Origin of the sequence: Algibacter sp. 2305UL17-15, assembly GCF_040720935.1 — a bacterium.
Classification (GTDB): domain Bacteria; phylum Bacteroidota; class Bacteroidia; order Flavobacteriales; family Flavobacteriaceae; genus Jejuia.
Genome location: NZ_JBFDAE010000013.1, coordinates 1 through 19,619 on the forward strand (window position 1 = coordinate 1; position 19,619 = coordinate 19,619).

13 protein-coding genes are annotated in these 19,619 nt (G+C 33.6%); all 13 read left to right on the plus strand.

Annotated elements, in window-relative coordinates; genetic code table 11:
- Positions 1-581 precede the first annotated feature (581 nt).
- The 13 genes from ABXQ82_RS13890 to ABXQ82_RS13950 all read left to right on the plus strand — a co-directional run bounded on the left by ABXQ82_RS13890 (position 582) and on the right by ABXQ82_RS13950 (position 19,580).
- On the plus strand, positions 582-791 hold the full coding sequence (locus tag ABXQ82_RS13890) for a hypothetical protein (RefSeq protein ID WP_367060830.1): 210 nt from the start codon (positions 582-584) through the stop codon (positions 789-791).
- 164 nt (positions 792-955) lie between these two features.
- Complete coding sequence (locus ABXQ82_RS13895; RefSeq protein ID WP_367060833.1) at positions 956-1,900, plus strand: sugar phosphate isomerase/epimerase family protein; 945 nt, start codon at positions 956-958, stop codon at positions 1,898-1,900.
- 41 nt (positions 1,901-1,941) lie between these two features.
- Positions 1,942-4,257: a chondroitinase-B domain-containing protein gene (locus ABXQ82_RS13900; RefSeq protein ID WP_367060836.1), complete on the plus strand. Its 2,316-nt coding sequence runs from the start codon at positions 1,942-1,944 to the stop codon at positions 4,255-4,257.
- Positions 4,258-4,307: 50 nt separating this feature from the next.
- Positions 4,308-5,339, plus strand: a complete 1,032-nt coding sequence (locus ABXQ82_RS13905) for a polysaccharide lyase family 7 protein (RefSeq protein ID WP_367060839.1) — start codon at positions 4,308-4,310, stop codon at positions 5,337-5,339.
- A 706-nt stretch (positions 5,340-6,045) separates the two neighbouring features.
- Positions 6,046-8,301, plus strand: coding sequence for an alginate lyase family protein (locus ABXQ82_RS13910; protein WP_367060842.1), 2,256 nt, complete (start codon positions 6,046-6,048; stop codon positions 8,299-8,301).
- Between the two features lie 20 nt (positions 8,302-8,321).
- A complete protein-coding gene (locus tag ABXQ82_RS13915) occupies positions 8,322-8,699 on the plus strand; it encodes a cupin domain-containing protein (RefSeq protein ID WP_367060845.1) in 378 nt (125 codons plus the stop codon).
- 437 nt (positions 8,700-9,136) lie between these two features.
- Entirely contained in the window at positions 9,137-12,226 is a 3,090-nt protein-coding gene (locus ABXQ82_RS13920; protein ID WP_367060848.1) for a TonB-dependent receptor, read from the plus strand.
- Positions 12,227-12,244: 18 nt separating this feature from the next.
- Positions 12,245-13,765, plus strand: coding sequence for a RagB/SusD family nutrient uptake outer membrane protein (locus ABXQ82_RS13925; RefSeq protein WP_367060851.1), 1,521 nt, complete (start codon positions 12,245-12,247; stop codon positions 13,763-13,765).
- A 21-nt stretch (positions 13,766-13,786) separates the two neighbouring features.
- Positions 13,787-14,767, plus strand: coding sequence for a hypothetical protein (locus tag ABXQ82_RS13930; protein WP_367060854.1), 981 nt, complete (start codon positions 13,787-13,789; stop codon positions 14,765-14,767).
- A gap of 28 nt (positions 14,768-14,795) precedes the next feature.
- A complete protein-coding gene (locus tag ABXQ82_RS13935) occupies positions 14,796-16,283 on the plus strand; it encodes a hypothetical protein (protein ID WP_367060857.1) in 1,488 nt (495 codons plus the stop codon).
- A gap of 16 nt (positions 16,284-16,299) precedes the next feature.
- Complete coding sequence (locus ABXQ82_RS13940; protein ID WP_367060860.1) at positions 16,300-17,235, plus strand: polysaccharide lyase family 7 protein; 936 nt, start codon at positions 16,300-16,302, stop codon at positions 17,233-17,235.
- Positions 17,236-17,391: 156 nt separating this feature from the next.
- A complete protein-coding gene (locus ABXQ82_RS13945) occupies positions 17,392-18,099 on the plus strand; it encodes a FadR/GntR family transcriptional regulator (RefSeq protein WP_367060863.1) in 708 nt (235 codons plus the stop codon).
- Between the two features lie 200 nt (positions 18,100-18,299).
- Positions 18,300-19,580, plus strand: coding sequence for an MFS transporter (locus tag ABXQ82_RS13950; protein WP_367060866.1), 1,281 nt, complete (start codon positions 18,300-18,302; stop codon positions 19,578-19,580).
- Positions 19,581-19,619: the final 39 nt, after the last annotated feature.

The following is a 19,619-nucleotide window of genomic DNA, read 5'->3' on the forward strand; positions in this document are numbered from 1 at the left end:
ATGATTGATCAGAAATTCAGGTAAGATAAGTTTGAGTAAGTCTAGATAATTGTCCAAGGTTCTTTTTTTAAACAAAAATCGGAATCTTATTCCAATTCACACACAACTTTTTGACTTGATCCAATCTTTGTCCTCCAATTCCAATTGAAAAGGAATCCATTTGATTCAGTCATCAAACCTACCACCATTTAACTTTATGTCATGGCCTTTCCGTACATGATGAATTTGGATCTCGAAATACGTTAGCAGGATTTAAGTCTTCTCCAGCCGGTATATACCTTAATGTAAAAGCTTCTCCAACCATGTTTTTTTCAAAAGACTAAAGAATATCGTTTTTAATAAATTGATTCCTTAATCCTCTTTTATATAAAAATGTAGCTATGGTTGCAGTACTTATTAATTGAAGTTTTTCTCTTAATTCTTTCGATAGTTTAGTCATTTCTAGTGTTTTTTGTTAAAATTATTTGGAGAATACAAAATAATAATTATATTTGGAAAACCAAATTGGTTTACCAGATTGGAAAACCAAAAAATAATCATTTATAATTAATGTAAAAGAATTGAGAGAAACATTTTATATTATGAAAACAAATCCCCTTTTATTTTGCGCTCTCATATTGGGTAAATCAATACCTCTTTTTTCATGGCATTTTTATGGTGCACTAAACTTCGGTTTTGGTAAAAAAGTAATTTCTGAAAAGAATTTAATTAATTGCAGTTTAAATATTTCAGATTTGAGCAGAGGTGTTTATGTATTGAAACCAAAAGGCGATGTAGAAAATTTAGTTTAAAAAAAAATAATTATTGAGTAGTTTGAGTTAGTTTGATTATTAAAGCCTTTTAAGTGTTAAAAGGCTTTTTTTGAATATGTAATAACTAATTGCAGATTATTTTAAAAGTGACTTAGAGAACAAGCTATTTAGTCAGTTATATTTAAAGTTAAAGAAAAACATAAGTGACAACACGAAGAAATTTTATTTTTAAAACGGTATGCGCAGCAAGTTTGCTGCCTTTTTCGATATTTCCTTACCAAGTGTCTAAAGGAAGTTTTAATGAGGCACGTTTAGATGTCAATATTTTTTCTAAACACTTGCAGTTTCTAGATTATAAGACTACCGGAGAAATGGCTGCAGAAATGGGTTTTTCAGGAGTGGACTTAACGGTTAGACCAAGAGGACACGTGCTGCCAGAATCGGTAAAAACCGATCTTCCAAGAGCCGTTCAAGAAATTAAAGAAGGCGGTTCCAGTTGTAAAATGATTACAACAAGTATTGAGAGCGTAACTAATACTTTGGATATCGACATCTTACAAAGCGCTTCTAAATGTGGTATAGAATATTATAGAACCAATTGGTTTAAATACATTGAAGGGAAATCTATGTTAGATGCATTAAAGGTGTATCAGAAAGAAATAGATAAATTAGGTAATATTAACGAGAAGTTAGGACTTATAGGATGTTATCAAAATCATGCCGGTAAAAATGTAGGCGCTTCTTTTTGGGAGTTAAAGAAAATTATTGAAACTGTTAACCCAGAATATTTTGGAGTTCAATATGATATTCGCCATGCTATGGCTGAAGGCGGATTTTCTTGGGAAAACGGATTACAACTTTTACATCCAAATATTAAAGTAATTGTATTGAAAGATTACAAATGGGGTAAAATTAATGGCAAATGGGAAGCTGTTAACGTTCCAATCGGAGAAGGCATGGTTGATTTTGATAAATATTTTAAGTTACTTAAACATTATAAATTAAAACCACCTGTTTCACTTCATCTTGAATACGATTTGGGAGGAGCAGAAAAAGGACATAGTTATATATCTATAGATAAAAAAGTGGTGTTTGATGCCATGAAAATTGACTTAAATAGAATTCAAGAACTCTGGAGTCAAGCTTAATAATTTATATCTATTTGAAAGATAAAATAAAAAACAATCAAATGAAAAAAATCATATTTATCTTAAGTTTAGTCTTGCTATTAGCGAATTGTAAACAACAAGTGCAAATAAATAGTGTTAAAGTAACTAATATCGATGAGCTCAATACGGCTATTGAAAATAGTAAGGCAGGAGATCATATTATTTTAAACAATGGTATTTGGAAAGATGTAGAAATTAAATTTCTAGCACAAGGCGCAAAAGAAAACCCAATAACTTTAAGCGCAGAAACTCCAGGTAAAGTATTTATTGAGGGTATTTCAAACTTAGCTTTTGGTGGTGACTATTTAGTCGTTAGTGGCTTACATTTTAGAAATGGATATTCGCCATCAGAAAATGTAATAGCTTTCAGAATAGATGAAAATATGATAGCAAATAACTGTAAAGTAACAAACTGTGTTATTACAGACTTTAATAAACTTCAACGAGATAATGATGATCTTTGGGTGCAGTTTTATGGAAGGCACAATCAATTAGACCATTGTTATATTGCTGGAAAAACAAACGGAGGCCCAACAATTAGGGTTGACTTAAAAGGAAATCAAAGCATAAGAAATTATCATAAAATTGTAAATAACCATTTTGGGCCTCGACCTCGAAAAGGTGGTGCAAGAGGTGAAACAATTCAGTTAGGAAGTAGTTTTACATCTATGAGTCCAAGCCATACAACTATTGCCAATAACTTGTTTGAAGCATGTAATGGCGAAGTTGAAATTATTTCTAGTAAAACTAATTTCAACGAAATTAAAAACAATGTGTTTTACAAAAGTGAAGGTTCAGTAGTAACACGACACGGCAATTATGCAATGATTGATGGGAACTATTTTATAGGTGACGGCATAAATGAAAATTACGGAGGTATCAGAATTGTAAATACAGGACATTGGATTGTAAATAACTATTTCTATAATATTATTGGTGAAAATTTTAGAAGCCCGTTGGCTGTTATGAACGGTATTCCAAAATCGCCTCTAAATCGATATAACCAAGTAACCGATGTCGTGGTAGCTTATAATACATATGTTAACTGCAGGTCGCCTTGGCAATTTGGAGTAGGTACAAATATTGCTCAAAAGGATGTGTTGCCTCTATCTGAAATTCGTTCAGCAAGACCTATTAGAACCATAGTTGCAAATAATATTATTTATAACGATAATGGCGATAAATTTCTTGTTATTGAACACGATAAAGCTGATGGTGTTCTTTTTAAAAGTAACGTAATTGATAATAAAGGTGTGGCATTTAAAAATTATGATGGAGGTGTTCAAGCAGCTTCGTTACAATTGAAAAATATTTCAGAGAGCATTAAAATTCCAACAGGAATTCCAGATACAGTAAAACCTTACATTGGTTTTGATTTTAAGACAATTACAGAAGATTTATTCGGAAATTCAAGAGCAAATAATAATAGAGTAGGAGCCGTTATAAATGCAGATGTTGAGAACCCTAATATATTAGATAAATCCAAATACGGTGCCGATTGGTTTTCAAATGAAATAGAAGTGAAAGAACCTGTAACTCATGTTGTTAATAGAGTAGAAGATATTCAAACTAAAATAAATGAAGCCAATAATGGTGACATTATAGCATTAAAAGAAGGTGTTTTTATTTTAAATAAATCATTAGTAATTAATAAAACAATTACCATTCAAACTCAAGGTGATGGCAAAGCACAAATCAATTTTTCCGGAGATGATAATACACCATTATTTGAATTAAATCCAAAAGGTAAGTTAACTGTAAATAACTTAATTCTTAAAGGAAACACTTCAAATTACGCCTTTGCAAGTTTAAAAGAAAACATGTCGAATCATTTTGGACTAACAGTTTCAGGATGCGAAATAAGCAACTTTAACTATATTTTAAAAGCCTATAAACAAACATTTTCAGAACGAATTACTTTCGAAAGTTCATTATTTTATGACTGCGAAAATGGTATAGAACTATCAGAAGAAACAAACGACAAAGGCGATTATAACACCGAATATTTAACCATTAATAACTGTAATTTTAATAACGTAAAACAAAATGTTGTTGATTATTATAGAGGTGGTTATGATGAATCTACAATTGGAGGAAACCTTTTGGTAACCAATAGCACATTTACAAATTGTGGAGCCAAAGAGAAAAACAAAAGACTACTAAACCATAACGGAATTGTAAATGTGAACATTAATAATAACACATTTAAAAACAATAAGGTAAAATTTGTTTCTATTCTTTGGGGTGCAAAAAACAATGTGGAATCAGAAAATACAATAGTTAATTCGGGACAAATTAAGACAGAAGAAAACTTAGTGATGACACTAATGTATTAATTTATTCCTGCGCAGACAGGAATCTCATAAAATCTAATATAAAGCTTAAAATGAAGAAATCGCTAATCATTATAATCACAGTTTTTACAGTTTTTTCATGTAAAAATAATTCAAAAACGGAATCAAGTACATCTGAAAAAAGCGAAATAAAAGAACAGGTGAAATTCCCTAGTGACGTCATTCCATTTATGGATAAATGGAAAATCCTTTTAGGAGATGGAACAAAATCTGAAGACTTAGTTGGTTTTCAAAAAGCCGATTTCTTTTATGTAGAAAGTGATGAAGATACAGATTGGGTGGTTTACAAAACACCAAATTCTGGCGTTACGTCAAGAACTTCAAGCAATACCAGAACAGAATTAGGAGAAAAGAAACATTGGGTTCCAGAAGAAGGAGGTAAATTAACCGGTACTTTGAAAGTAATGCATGTTTCAACTACTGGAAATGCAGATGTTTCATCTTCTTATTCTGTTGTTGTTGGTCAAATTCATAGTGATGAAGGTCATGAAAATGAACCACTTAAAATCTTTTATAAAAAATTCCCAGTACACAAAAAAGGGTCAGTTTTTTGGAATTACGAAATCAATACAGAAGGAGATAACTCTGGAAGATGGGATTATTCCACAGCCGTTTGGGGATATGATTTTTCTGTTGTTGGGACAAGTCCAACGTCTTATCCTGAAGAACCCGAGGATGGTATTACATTAAATGAAACGTTTAGTTATGAAGTAAATGTTTATAAAGGGATGATGTATCTCACTTTTACAAGTGATGGTCACTGCGCTAAGAAATTTACAAAAAACTTGTTGAAATCAGATTTCGAAAAAAAATCAGATATTCCCCAACAGGTATTGAAATTATATGCTGCAAAAGGACGAGACGGTGTTGAGCGTGATACTGCCTATGCAGGTGAACTACAATATTTTAAGCAAGGCGCTTATAATCAGGCGAACGGAAAGACTACTAAATCAGAAACTTACGGTGGTGATATAGCAAAGCAGTACGCAAATGGAAGTTATGCAGAAGTATGGTTTAAAGACGCTACTTTAGGTTCTGGTTCGCCACCGATAAATGAAGAGTGAATAACTTAAACTATTGTGCCAAAAGGGAATAAAAGTTTATAAAACATGCTCAAGTGTTTTTTTAATTTACCATTGTCCGATTAAATTTCGCTCCTATGTGCTTTCTAACATTTTTTTGCTTCGGTCTATAAAGATTACGGAGCTATGGAGCTAAAAAATTCCCATAGGCATGGAATATTTGTAGCAAAAGAAGAACTTAAAAAATAAGCCCTATCGAGGCGACATCTTAAAAATCGCTTATTTAGTAAGTGGTTGAAAGGTTTCTATAATTTTTTTATCGGATACAAATGTCTTGTCTCCTACAGCGCAACGCCTACCGGCCGGAAGGGTCTTTTGCTTTTTATCGAACAACACTATTTTTTTATATCCAATGCGCATGGTTTTATGTTAAATCTCCATATAATTTTGGTGTGTCGTAAAAATCATGTATATTTGGTAAACCAATCTGGTAAACCAATTTTATTCAATTCACTTTGAAACAAAAAAAGTTACTGTTTATGATATGTTTTACTAGGAGTAGTAGTCAATATGATACGGTTTTTTATTGAATAATATCAGGTTCAGATTGGTAAAGACAAAAATAAAACCTAAAAAACTATAGAGATTTTATCTTGTTTTTAAACTGATACATATGTGCTTTCTAAAAACTCCTTGAATGTAAAAGTATATATTAATTAGATTTTAGGACTAATTTTTAATAATTAATATGAATTCAAAAATTAAAATTACGCTCTTGGCTATGTTTTTTATAGTGTTTTCTTGTAAAGAAAAACCTGTTGAAATAGATAAAGACCAATCGGATAATCAAGGTCATCCTAGTTTGATTTTAACAAAATCTGGCGTTGAAAAAATTAAATCCCATTTGGGGAGTATTCCCATATTCGATACATCTTTAGAAAACACAAAAGAAGAGGTTGATGCCGAAATAGCGTTAGGGATTGAAGTGCCAATACCAGTAGATTATTCTGGTGGATACACACATGTTCGTCATAAAAGTAATATGGTAGTGTTACAAAAGGCTGGTGTGTTGTATCAAATTTTAGATGATGAAAAATATGCGAAATATGTAAAAGACATGTTAATGCAATATGAAGCACTATATAAAACATTACCTGTGCATCCAAAAACAAGATCGTATGCAAGAGGTAAATTATTCTGGCAATGTTTAAACGATTCCAACTGGTTGGTTTACGTAAGTCAGGCTTATGATTGTATTTATAATTACTTATCTGAAGAAGAGCGCCATACGCTAGAAACTAATTTATTTAGACCATTTGCAGATTTTATTTCAATTGGCAATCCACAATTTTACCAAAGAGTCCACAATCATAGTACTTGGGGAAATGCAGCAGTTGGCATGATTGGTTTAGTGATGAATGATGAAGAATTAATTGATCGTGCTCTATATGGAATTAAAGGGGTAAACTTAGATAAAACCGCAAAAGATGATGATGGTGGGTTTTTAAATAAAGATGGAAAAGCTGGTTTTTTAGCAAATATAGAAGAACCTTTTTCGCCAGATGGTTATTACAACGAAGGCCCATACTACCAACGTTACGCTATGTACCCTTTTTTAATTTTTGCTGAAGGATTACATAACGTAAAACCAGAATTGAAAATATTTGAATACAAAGAAGGTGTACTGTTAAAATCTATTGATGCCTTATTAAATTTATCGGATGCAGATGGCGATTTTTTTCCGCTTAACGATGGTCAAAAAGGAATGTCTTATTACACAAGTGCATTGGTTACCGCAGTAGATATTTCGTATCATTTTGGGACGCAAGATCCAGGTTTGTTAGCAATAGCACTGGCTCAAGATCGCGTTTTATTAGACGATTCCGGTCTGGCAGTAGCGCTCGGTATTAAAAATGGTAAAACCGAGCCTTTCCGTAAAAAATCCATTAACCTTTCTGATGGACCAAATGGAAAACAAGGTGGTGTTGCTGTGTTGCGACAGGAAGCTATTGAATTAGTTTTTAAATATACTGGACAAGGATCCAGTCATGGCCATTACGATAAGTTGTCCTTTTCTCTATATGAAGATGGAGAAGAGGTTATCCAGGATTATGGTTTGGCACGATTTGTAAATATCGAGCAAAAAGGTGGCGGTAATTATTTAAAAGAAAATAAAACATGGGCGAAACAAACCATAGCACATAATACCCTAACACAAAATGAGGTGAGCCATTTTGGAGGTAAATATGAAGTAGGTAGTAAATATCATTCTGAATTACATTTTTATGATGCTACAAATCCACACGTTCAGATAGTAAGTGCAAAAGAAGCGAATGCATATCCTGGTACCCAAATGCATCGAACGTTTGCAATTATTAAAGATGAAGATTTTGAAAAACCTTTTGTAGTAGATATAATGAATATAAATTCGGAAAATAAAAACCAATACGATTTTCCATATTACTATTTAGGGCAAATTATGAAAACCGATTTTGAATATAAAGTGCCTTCAGAACTGAAACCTTTGGGAAAATCGTTCGGTTACCAACATTTATGGAAGGAAGCAGAAGGCAAACCAGCATCAACTAATGCAAAGTTTTCATGGTTAAACCATGATAAATTCTATACCATAACAACTACATCCGATGCTACAGATAATTTAATTTTAGCAAGAATAGGAGCAGAAGACCCAGAGTTTAATTTAAGAAGAGAGCCCGCTTTTATAATAAGAAGGCATGCTAAAAGTACAACCTTCGCATCTGTAATCGAGTCACACGGAAGCTACAGTCCGGTTACAGAATCTGCGGTAAACTCAAACAGTAATATCAAAGAATTAAAGGTCGTTCTGGATTCGGACCTATATACAGCAATTGAAATAACGACTGTAAATGGTAATACTAAACTGTTTATAATTGCTAACAGAAATGCTTCCAAAGTAGCAACACACAACGTAAAAATTAAAGATAAAGACTACCAGTTTACAGGTGCTTATTATTTTAAATAAAAACAAATAAATTATAAATTATGAAAAGATTTAGTGAAAAGTACGTCATCACAAAAGACATGGAATGGGAAGAACTTGGTGGCGGCGTATCAAGAAAGTTCTTAGGTTACGATAACCAAATCATGATGGTAAAGGTGAAATTTGATAAGGGAGCATTGGGTTCCCCTCATCAACATTTTCACACGCAAGCTACCTATTGTGTATCAGGTAAATTTGAATTTGAAATTGATGGCATAAAGCAAATTGTGGAAGCAGGAGACGGAGTCTATATTGAGCCTAATTTATTGCATAGCGCCGTTTGCTTGGAAGAAGGGATACTGATTGATACGTTTAGTCCGGTAAGAGAAGATTTTTTAAGTGGTGGTGGAGTATCTTATTTTGGAGATAAAGAGTCATAAGAAAAAATCTGTTAGCCCCAATTCACTAGGATTTTAAATAATAAAAGTGTTAAAATTCAAAATTAATTTGTTTTAACAAAAAATTAGCATATATTTGGAAAACCAATTTGGTAAACCAGTTTGGTTTTCCAAATAAAACAACAACTAACTAGATGTATAACGCTTCACAAAACATTAACTCAATATGAAAAATTAGCACAAAAAAAGGATAGGTGCACGCCTATCCTTTTAGAATCATTTACTTCTTTTAGGAGGGAAGTAAAATTAAGAACAAGCTATTGCTTAACAATAAACTTGTATTCTTCAAAATTACAAAATTTAATTGAAGGTTCGGTTTTTTGTGAAGTAATTAATGATGGTTGAATTCTTTCGATCACATGGTTAGTATAAGAGCAATACTAATTAAGATTTACAATTTAAACATAAAAAAACTAATTATGAATTTAAAAACTAAGCTAACGCTAATTGCAATATTGTTTTTCAATATTGTATTAATTGCCCAGAATGGCACTATGGTTAAAGGTACAGTTGTGTCTGCAACAGACAACATTCCTATACCAGGTGTTAATGTTATTGTACTTAATACTTCAAGAGGTACTACTACTGATTTTGATGGCAACTATCAAATACAAGTAAATAAAGGAGAAGTATTACAATTCTCTTACATTGGTTTTGTGGCACAAACCAGAATTGTGGGAGATCAAGCAGCAATAAATATTTCATTAGCAGAAGACTTAGCTCAATTGGACGAAGTTGTTGTTATAGGTTACGGTACTCAAAAAAAATCAACAGTTACTGGGTCAATATCCAAAGTTGTTAACGAAACCTTGGACCAAATAGCGGTAGCAAGGGTAGATGATGCTCTTATTGGTCAAGTATCTGGTGTAAATATTCAATCCACCAATGCAGAAGCGGGTGGAGCTCCCACTATTACTATTAGAGGTGTAGGATCCGTAACCGGAGCATCAGGTCCAGCCATTGTGGTTGATGGTATTATAGTAGATTCTGACTTTCTTGGAACTCTAGATATGAATGATGTTGAATCTTTTGAGATTTTAAAGGATGCCGCATCTGCTTCTATTTATGGTAGTGAAGGAGCTAATGGGGTTATTCTAATTACAACCAAGACGGGAAAAGAAGGAAAAACAAAATTTAACTATGACGCTTACACGGGTTATAAAGAGGCTTTCGGGAGTGATGATTATAAGAGAAATGCTACCGATTGGGCAGCTAAAGAATTGGCTGAGACTGGTTCCATTTCTAATAGTAACTTGTACGCACTAAAACTTATAGAAGCAACTGGTATTGATAGAGATTGGCAAGATGTTTTCTTTGATGGAGGCTTTATTACAAGTCACTCGCTTTCTGCAAGAGGCGGTACTAAAGATACAAAATTTAGTGTGGCTTTAAGATATCTTCACGATGAAGGGGTTGTAATAACAGATGACTACAAGGTATATTCTGGAAAATTGAAAGTAGATTCCAAATTAACCAATAAGCTTAAATTTGGATTGAGTGCTACACCTTCTTATTCAAAACAAAGACGATTACCGACATCTATTCATAATCCTATAAGACAATCGCCTTGGTTACCTATTTATCATACAGCAGAAACGCTTCAGTTTATAGATAGGGATGCGTATCCAAATGTTGGAATAGGAGATTATTTTAGAGAAGACCATTTAGATGAATTGGACATAAATGGAGATGGTAGTAGTACAACGCCACGTACCTCAGGAGATCAAAACCCTTTTGCACAATATGTTGAAAGAGAGCATTATGAGTATGAGACGAAAGTATTAGGTTCTACTTATTTAAGTTATGAGATTATTGAGGGATTAACAGCAAAAACAAGTTTTGGTGTTACTTTAGAAGATGAGAAAAGAACAAGATGGGATGGTAGTGAACATCATCATTCAAACCCAGCAGTTTACGAGCTGAGAAATAGATTTAGATCGAGATTGATTTCAGACAATACCTTATCTTATAATAAACAAATAGGCAATCATGAAATTAGTCTATTGGCGGGTGCGACTTTTCAAAAGAGAAATGATGAAATTAGTACGGTTAACGGTTCTGGATATACTAATGATTTGCTTAAAAACTTACAAGGAGCAACAACTATTACCAAACCAGCAGATGGCGAAATCAATCTAAAAATAAGAAAGATTGGTTATTTTGGGAGGGTTACTTATGCTTACGCAGATAAATACTTATTTAATGCTTCAATTAGACGAGATGGTAGTTCGGTTTTTGGTATAGATTCTAAGTGGGGTAACTTCCCTGCAGTATCTGTAGGTTGGAATGCGCACAATGAGGATTTCTTAAGTGATAGTGATTTTCTAAGTAAATTAAAGTTTAGAGCTAGTTGGGGTCTTACAGGTTCTGAAAACTTTAACGTAGGAGATGGTTTAACTAATACTTGGCCTTATTTGGCACTTTTACAAAGTACCAATGCCATTACGGATGATGGTGCTATTGCTTCAGGTTTTTCTCCAAGAAATATTGCCAATGCACTATTGCAATGGGAAGCTTCAGAGCAACTTAACCCTGGTGTAGATTTTGGTTTTTTAAACAATAGGATAACAGGGTCATTAGACTACTATGTGAAAACTAGTGATAACTTATTGTTAAATCAGGATGTTTCTTATGTTACCGGATTTGGTGCAGGAATTGTAAACAAAGGAAAAGTAGAAAATACAGGATGGGAACTTGAGTTAAGGACGAGAAATGTTACCAATGAGAAATTTTCTTGGAGTTCAACCTTAATAGCATCAACCAATAAAAATAAATTACTTGATTTTGGTAACGACAATGGAAATCTTGGAGTAGATGGATTTGATAGAAATACCCAATGGATAAACTTGGTTGGCAATCCCATTTCTTCTTTTTATGGTTTTGTGGCTGATACAGAAATATCAACTGAATATTGGGATACGCCTTATAACCGAATTAATGGACAAGCCGAGGATATTATTGTTAAGGATTTAAATGGAGATGGTTTAATTACAGATGATGATAAGACCATTTTAGGAGATCCTTATCCAGATATTGTTTGGAGTTTTACAAACGAATTTAAATTTGGAAACTTAGATTTTTCTTTTATGTTTCAAGGAAGTCAAGGGGCGCAAATAAGAAACGTTGGAGATCAATATTTCTATCATTTTAGTGGTGCTACTTTAGATGGGGCTCCAGAACAGTTAGTGGCTAATGGAACAATTCCTGATGTCTCTTTTCTTCAACCAAAGATCTTTACAGACGATATCGTTCAAAATTCAGGATATTTTTCATTACGTAACGTAAATATTGGTTATAACTTACCACAGGATATTATATCAAAATTAGGACTCTCATCATTAAGGTTATATGCTTCTGGTCAGAATTTAATATACATTACTTCTGATGACTATCATGGTTTTAATCCAGAATTTATTGACAATAATAATACACCTATAACTTATGGTTCTCAAAGAGCAGGTACACCTTTGTTTAGTACTTATTCAGTAGGTTTAAACCTTAATTTTTAATCTTAAAAAGAAGTAATCATGAAATATTTAAAAAATATAAAATATTTAATTGTTGCATTAACAGGAATGATGCTTATTTCTTGTGATGCAGATGAGTTTTTAAACCCACTACCAGATACTGCTATTGCTGCTGATGGTTTCTTTCAATCAGATGAAGATGTGCTGGCTGGGATTTATGGAATTTACGATGCCATACAAGGTGTGAACGAAAATACAGAATCGAGTAACTCCAGTTTTAATAGAGGAGTGCAATTTGAGTACCTTTTAACCGAGCATCGCTCAGACAATACAAGAAGTGCTACACTAGAAGGGTCAAGAGCTGATTTTCATAGGTATGTAACAGATGCAAACAACATACAATCTGAAGATTATTATCAATCTATGTATGAAATTATTTTTAGGGCAAATAGTATTATTAATTATGTTGCTGCTGCAAATGCAGAAAATATTGCAAAATATACAGCTGAAGCTAAATTTTTAAGAGCTTATGCTTATTTTAATTTGATTAGACTGTATGGAAGCGATAATGATGCTATAGGTGGTGTACCATTGGTAACTGCCGTAGCAGAGTCCAATGAAGATGAACTACTTTTTACCAGAGTGCCTAAATCGGTAGTTTATGCACAAATTGTTGCAGACTTACAAGAAGCCATTGCTAATTTAGACAATAGTTATAAAGCTAGAGCTTCAAAAGCAGCAGCACAAGGCATTTTAGCAAAAGTGTATTTATCGCAACCAACACCTAACTATAGTGGTGCTAAAGGTTTGTGTGAAGATATTATTGCGGATGGAAGTTTTAGTTTACAAACTAATTTTAACGATGTGTTTTATAATGAAATGAACAGCGAAGTTATGTTCGTTATTCGATATGAGTTTGCAGAACCAAATGAAAGTCAAGGATTCTCGTCTGAATTCACCTCTTTTATACGTCAAGGAAGACAAGATGGGTTAAACATAGTGAACCTTAATTTGGTAGATGCTTTTAATGCGAACGGAGGGAACAGAACAGCAGTTTCGTATATAGCTTTTGGGGATGATGCAGAATTAATTGATTCTGAAACAGGATTGCCTGCGCCGGAAGACGCCGAAGTGGCAAAGTTTTTGCCTCAAGGCACCGACTTTACAAATCCTGACTTCCCTTATGGTACTAATGCGCGTCTTGCAGGTAATGATTGGATCGTATTACGTTATGCCGATGTATTGTTGATGCATGTAGAAGCTATTATGGCAGGGACCGGTAATGCTAATACTACTGATGCGTTAAGCTCATTCAACGCTGTTAGAAATCGTGCCGGTTTAGCTGATGATGCTGATGGAGTTATAACACAAGATGAATTATTATTGGAAAGAAGAGTAGAATTGGCTTTTGAAAATCAGCGTTTCTTTGATTTGTTAAGATTTGGAGTTGCTGATGCTGTGTTGAGTGCTCACTCTGTAGAAAACGGATATAGCTTTAGTGCTAGAGACTTACTGTTACCCATTCCATCAAGAGAAGTTAATTTAAGTAAGGGGCTTTTAAATCAAAACCCTGGTTATTAATAACATAAAAAATTAGAAAAGATGAAACATAAATTGAATGCTTTAAAAAACACTATCAGTTCAGTGTTAGCTCTATTAGCTATAATTTTCGTGGTAAGCTGTGAAGAAGCTTTTGACTTTGATTTGCCAGATACGGGTTCTATAGCCGATCTTACTTTGCCACAAGCAAACTTTAGCTATACTCCAAATCCAGAGAACTTTAAAATAGTTAAATTCACCAATGAATCTAATGAATCTACAAATTATCTATGGGATTTTGGTGAAGGTGTGGTATGTGAAAAAGATGCTAATGGTGTTATTGTTTGTGGTACCGAATCTACTTCAACAGATAAAGATGTAGAGTTTGTAAAATTTGATGCAGGCGAAGGTGATTACGAAGTAATATTGACGGCTCTTGATGCAAATCAAGCATCAGGGACTAATACGCAAATGGTTGCAATACGAGATGTATTTGTACCTATTACTCCAATAGTCGATAATGGAGATATGGAAGTTGGTTTTACTCCTAGTTGGAAAATAAATGCATTTACTGGCGGAACAACATCTACTGTTAATACTTCTAGTGATGGTGCTCCGTTTTTTTATGATGGAACTGAAGCTCCCGGAAAAACTAAAGGGATGAAATTTGCAGCTGGCACCTCTAATCCTGCAAATCCAGGCAGTAGAAGGTATGCATATCAAGCATTGATTGTATCTCCTACAACTCCCGATCGTACTGTTAAATATGTTATAGAATATATGTACGCTATAAAAGTTGCTGCGACTCCTGGTAGTAATATAACAGTTCAAATCTTAGATGGTCATTTTGATGATGGAGCTGATGCTTTAGCCAGTACCCCTTTGGCAGAGTCAGTTGCTAGTGAACTTAATGGAAAAGGAAACTTTATAACAGTTAAAAAGGAGTTTACGTCTAATGCAAGTGGTGAAATTGCTATTTGGATTTTTGGCGATACAGATCAGGATGCATATATAGATAATGTTAAAGTGTATCCAAAACCATAAAAAATATATTAATAAATAAACAAAAATTATGAATTTATTAAAAAAAGGAATACTAGCCATACTATTAACAGGTGCTATAGTTTCGTGTGAAGACGATGATTCTATTGTAGTTCCTAATGAAGGCAATGGAGGTACTGGACTTACTGAAATTACTTTTCCAGGAATTCCTACATCTTCAGTTAAAGCCAGTGGAGACGGAACGATAATCACTATAAGACCCCAGGGCTTAGGCGTTACTTCTTATGTAGTGGATTTTGGTGATCCAGATAGTACATCTGATATAGTAACAATTACAGAAGATGCAGGCACTGCTTCTTACGATTATCCTAATAATCTTGAGGAAGTGACATATACAATAACAGTAACAGCAAAATCTGATCAGGGTTTCGCGGATGTTGTTCAAACAAAAAATGTAACAGTAACCCATAAGTTTGAATCTATAGATACCGCTCCCGCATCGCCAACAGCAAGTTTCTATAATGTATTTTCAATTTTTACTAATGGGGCTGAAGTAGATGGTAATTTTGTGTCTTATGCAATTGGAGATGCGGCAACAGGAGGTAAAGTGGTAGCATTGGAATCCGGTAACTCTATACTCGAATTTTCTAGACTAGGTGCGGACGATGGTGTTTTAGAATTGAAAGATGAAGTTGTTATAGCAGATGCCATATCTGATGATGTTGCTGTTACCAACATTCATTTTGATGTGCACTCTATTTTTGAAACAGGCATTGATAAACTTAAAATAACTTTAGTTGATAATGCTAATTCTGTAAACTACGTTATTGATGGCATAGATTTAACAGATGGTGAATGGGCAAGTTTTGATTATGACTTAGCTACTGATTTTTCAGCGCCAGTTGTTCAATTTGATGAGATAAAATTTGAATTAGGTACTGGAGGTACCGCAACTGATCATGCAACCATAAGTGTGGATAATGTTTATATGTCTAGAGAGACAGGATCAACTATTATAAATGGTGATTTTAATGATAAACAAAATTTCTGGAAATGGGGCGTTTTTACAGATGGGGAAAAAAACCCTTTCGGATCTAGTAGCGACGGTTCTTGGACTAATTATGATGGAACAGCCAATGGGTCTAAAACGGCAGGAGCTAAATGGTCCTCAAGCCAATCAGGTGGGCCACTTCGAAGCTCTAGTTCTAGATACGCATACCAACCACTTGTATTAACTCCAAATACAGATTATATTTTAGAGTATGAATATACCTTGAAGAGCGACAATTCTTCAAACGAACCAATAGGTGGTAGAAGAATTGTAGGGCTAATTCTAGATGATCATTATACTGATGGTGCAGATGCTGTTGATGGTATTAGTTCTAATTTAGGAAATCATGTAGGAACTATAGCAGAAGGGAAATTTTCTGCCACAGTTGGTACAACAGTTCAAATACCATTTACATCCAATGATAGTGGTGAAGTTGCTGTAATGTTTTATGCAGTTACTCCAGTAGATGGTTGGATTGATAACGTTAAAGTTTTTGAAGCACCGTAATTAAATTTCTAATTAAATGAAAAACTTCCGAAAAGAAATATTAGGCTTTTTACTAATAATCATTCTATCTGTTAACGCTACTTCTCAAAATAAGAAAAGTAGCGTTACAGAATCGGATTCCAAAATCGAAAAAAAAGAAAAGAAAAAGAAGAAAAAGAAGAAAAAAAGAAAAGGGAAAGTAAGATTACCTAATATAGATTTAAGTCATTGGAAGGTTACTTTACCTGTTACAAATGAAGAAGGCAAGCCTTATGAAATTGAACCGCCAGCAATTCTAGATTTTGCAAAAGATGAAAAAGCGAAACCTTACATGTATATAGATTCTACAGCTGGAGCTATAGTGTTTCATGCAATGCCAACAGCATCAAAAACAGCGAATACAAAGTACACACGTTCTGAGCTTAGGGAACAAATGGTTCCTGGAGACAATAATGTAAATTGGACTTTTGCTCAAGGTGCTTATATGAAAGGGAAGTTAGCTATGGACGCAACCACTAGAGATTCTGATGGAAAATATCATAGAACCATAATTATGCAAATTCATGGACGCTTAACCAATGAGCAACGAGATTTAATTGGAGAAGATGATAATAACGCACCACCAATATTGAAAATATATTGGGATAAAGGGAAAGTAAGAGTTAAAACTAAGGTACTCAAAAATCTAAATGCAACCGACGAGGAACTATTGCATGAAGATGCATGGGATAATGATGAAGGTTTTAATTTTGAGCAAGAAGTAGGGTTCAGAAAATTTACATTGGAAGTAAAAGTTTCAGAAGGTAAGATGGTCATTATTTTAAATGGTAATGAATATAAAGTTTATGAAAATATTCATATGCGTAGATGGGGCATTTTTGAAAACTATTTTAAGGCAGGAAATTATTTTCAATCAAGAGATAAAGGGGCATATTCTAAAATAAAGTATTACGAGCTAGAAGTAACACATTAATTTCTAGTGTGCTGGTATTGAGGTAGGTGGAGGTAAGTTGAGGTTGAATTAAATGATAACTGAAAAATCAGACAGAAAAAGATAAGGCTTTTAACGTTTTTTGTTAAATTTATCACTATTATCTTGTAAAACAGTTTTAGAAAATCATTAGATGAAATGAAATTAGAAACATTAATAGTAGGAGACAACCATAAGAAAGTTCAGAATTCAATAATTCTTAAGATTAAAGAATTGATAAATTACAAAAACCTTGAACCAGGCGATAAGCTACCTTCGGAAAGAATGTTATCCGAAAAATTTGGGGTAACCAGGAGCAACGTTCGTGAGGCCATACAAAAGCTTGAATTCTATGGTTTGTTAAAATCGATTCCTCAAAGCGGGACGTTTGTGGCCAATATTGGCGTAGTTGCCATGAATGGCATGATTGACGATATTTTAAGATTGGAGCCTCCAGATTTTAAATCATTAGTGGAAACTAGAATTGTATTGGAGTTAAAAACCGCAAGATGTGCAGCTTTAAGATCCTCTGAAGAAGATTTAAAAAGGGTTAAAGAGGCTTTAGATGCCTATGAAGAAAAGGTGTTATCTGGTAAAGATGCGGTTCAAGAAGATTTGTTGTTTCATTTGGCCATAGCCAAAGCCAGTGGTAACAGCACTATCGAAATGTTTATGCTAAGTATAACACCACAAATAATTATGGATTTTGAAAAACACCATGTTTGTGACAAAAAATCGGCAGTCATAGGGATTAAGGAACACAGCGAAATTTACGAAGCTATTAAGAAAAGAGATCCAGATTTGGCGCAGCAAAAAATGAAAGATCATTTTAGTCAGTTGTACGAGTATATTAATAATATCAAATAAAACAAAACCTATTTGAAACATAAAATTGCACGCTTTTATGTTTTAAATTATAAAATAAATTAGGAGGGGAGTGTACTACTCGATATAGTTAGATATATCTAGCATATACTTCAAAAAAATATAACTATACCTTTCTTAAAGCTTTATCAATAGCTTTAGGGTAAACTAGTATTGCTAATCAATAACTAACAACCAAACATATGAAAGTAAAAGGCTTACGTTGGTGGATAATTACATTAATTTGTCTTGCTACCGTTATCAATTATATCGATAGAACCGCTTTTGGGGTCATGTGGCCAGAAATGGGCAAAGACCTTGGCATGGATGAATCAGACTATGCCGTTATGCTCAACGTATTTATGATTACCTATGCATTGGGTAAATTTTTATCAGGAAAATTATATGATATCATAGGCACACGTATGGGCTTTACAGTATCTATCGTGGTTTGGTCTGTTGCTTCTATATTTCACGCATTTGCTCGTGGCTTGTTTTCTTTAACACTCTTTAGAGCGCTTTTAGGATTAGGAGAGGCTGGTAACTGGCCAGGGGCCGTTAAAAGTAATGGCGAGTGGTTTCCAGTTAAACAACGTGCGATTGCACAGGGTATTTTTAATGCGGGTGCATCCTTAGGAAGTGTTATCGCACCAGTCTTAATTGCTTTTCTATATGGTCACTACGGTTGGAGAACAACCTTTATTATTATTGGTGCAGTTGGTTTATTATGGGTAATCCCTTGGCTATTTATAAATAAAACAACACCGGAATCCCATCCTTGGATTACAGATGAAGAAAGAAAACTTATTCTGAACAGTAGAATTGAAGCCGTTAAATCTACCGAAACCAAAAGAGAAAAAGGATTAAGCGTCACCAAAATTTTAAGTTATAAAGAATCATGGGGCGTATTGGCTTCCAGGTTTTTCATTGAACCTATCTGGTGGCTATTTGTTGGATGGATGCCTTTATATTTAAATTCAAAATTCGGATTTAGTATAGAAGAAATTGGCTCTACTATATGGATATCTTATTTAGGAGGTATGGCAGGAAGCATAATTGGGGGCTGGTACTCTGGTAAGTTGATGGAGAAAAAATCGGTTGATGCTGCTAGAAAAATAACAATAGTTATGGGGTGTTCTTTGATTTTCTTAGGATTACTGGGCATTATTTTATTGGTAACAGAGAAAAACCCAATGACATTTATTTACATAGTCAGTGTGGTGCTTTTCGGGTTTCAATTCGCAATTGGAAATATCCAGACCATTTCAAGCGATTTATTAAAAGGACCATCAGTAGGGACATTAGCAGGATTAGCTGGTACGGTAGCAGCAGTTTCAGTAATCATAATGAACTCGTTAATTCCTAAAATAGCATCAGTATCATATACGCCGGCTTTTATAGTGATAGCTATTCTTGCACCAATGGCGGTTTTGTCAATATTCATTTTGATAAAGAAAATAGAGCCAGTCGAAAATAATTCGTAAAACAAGTATAATATATTAATAAGTTTAAATTTAAAGGAT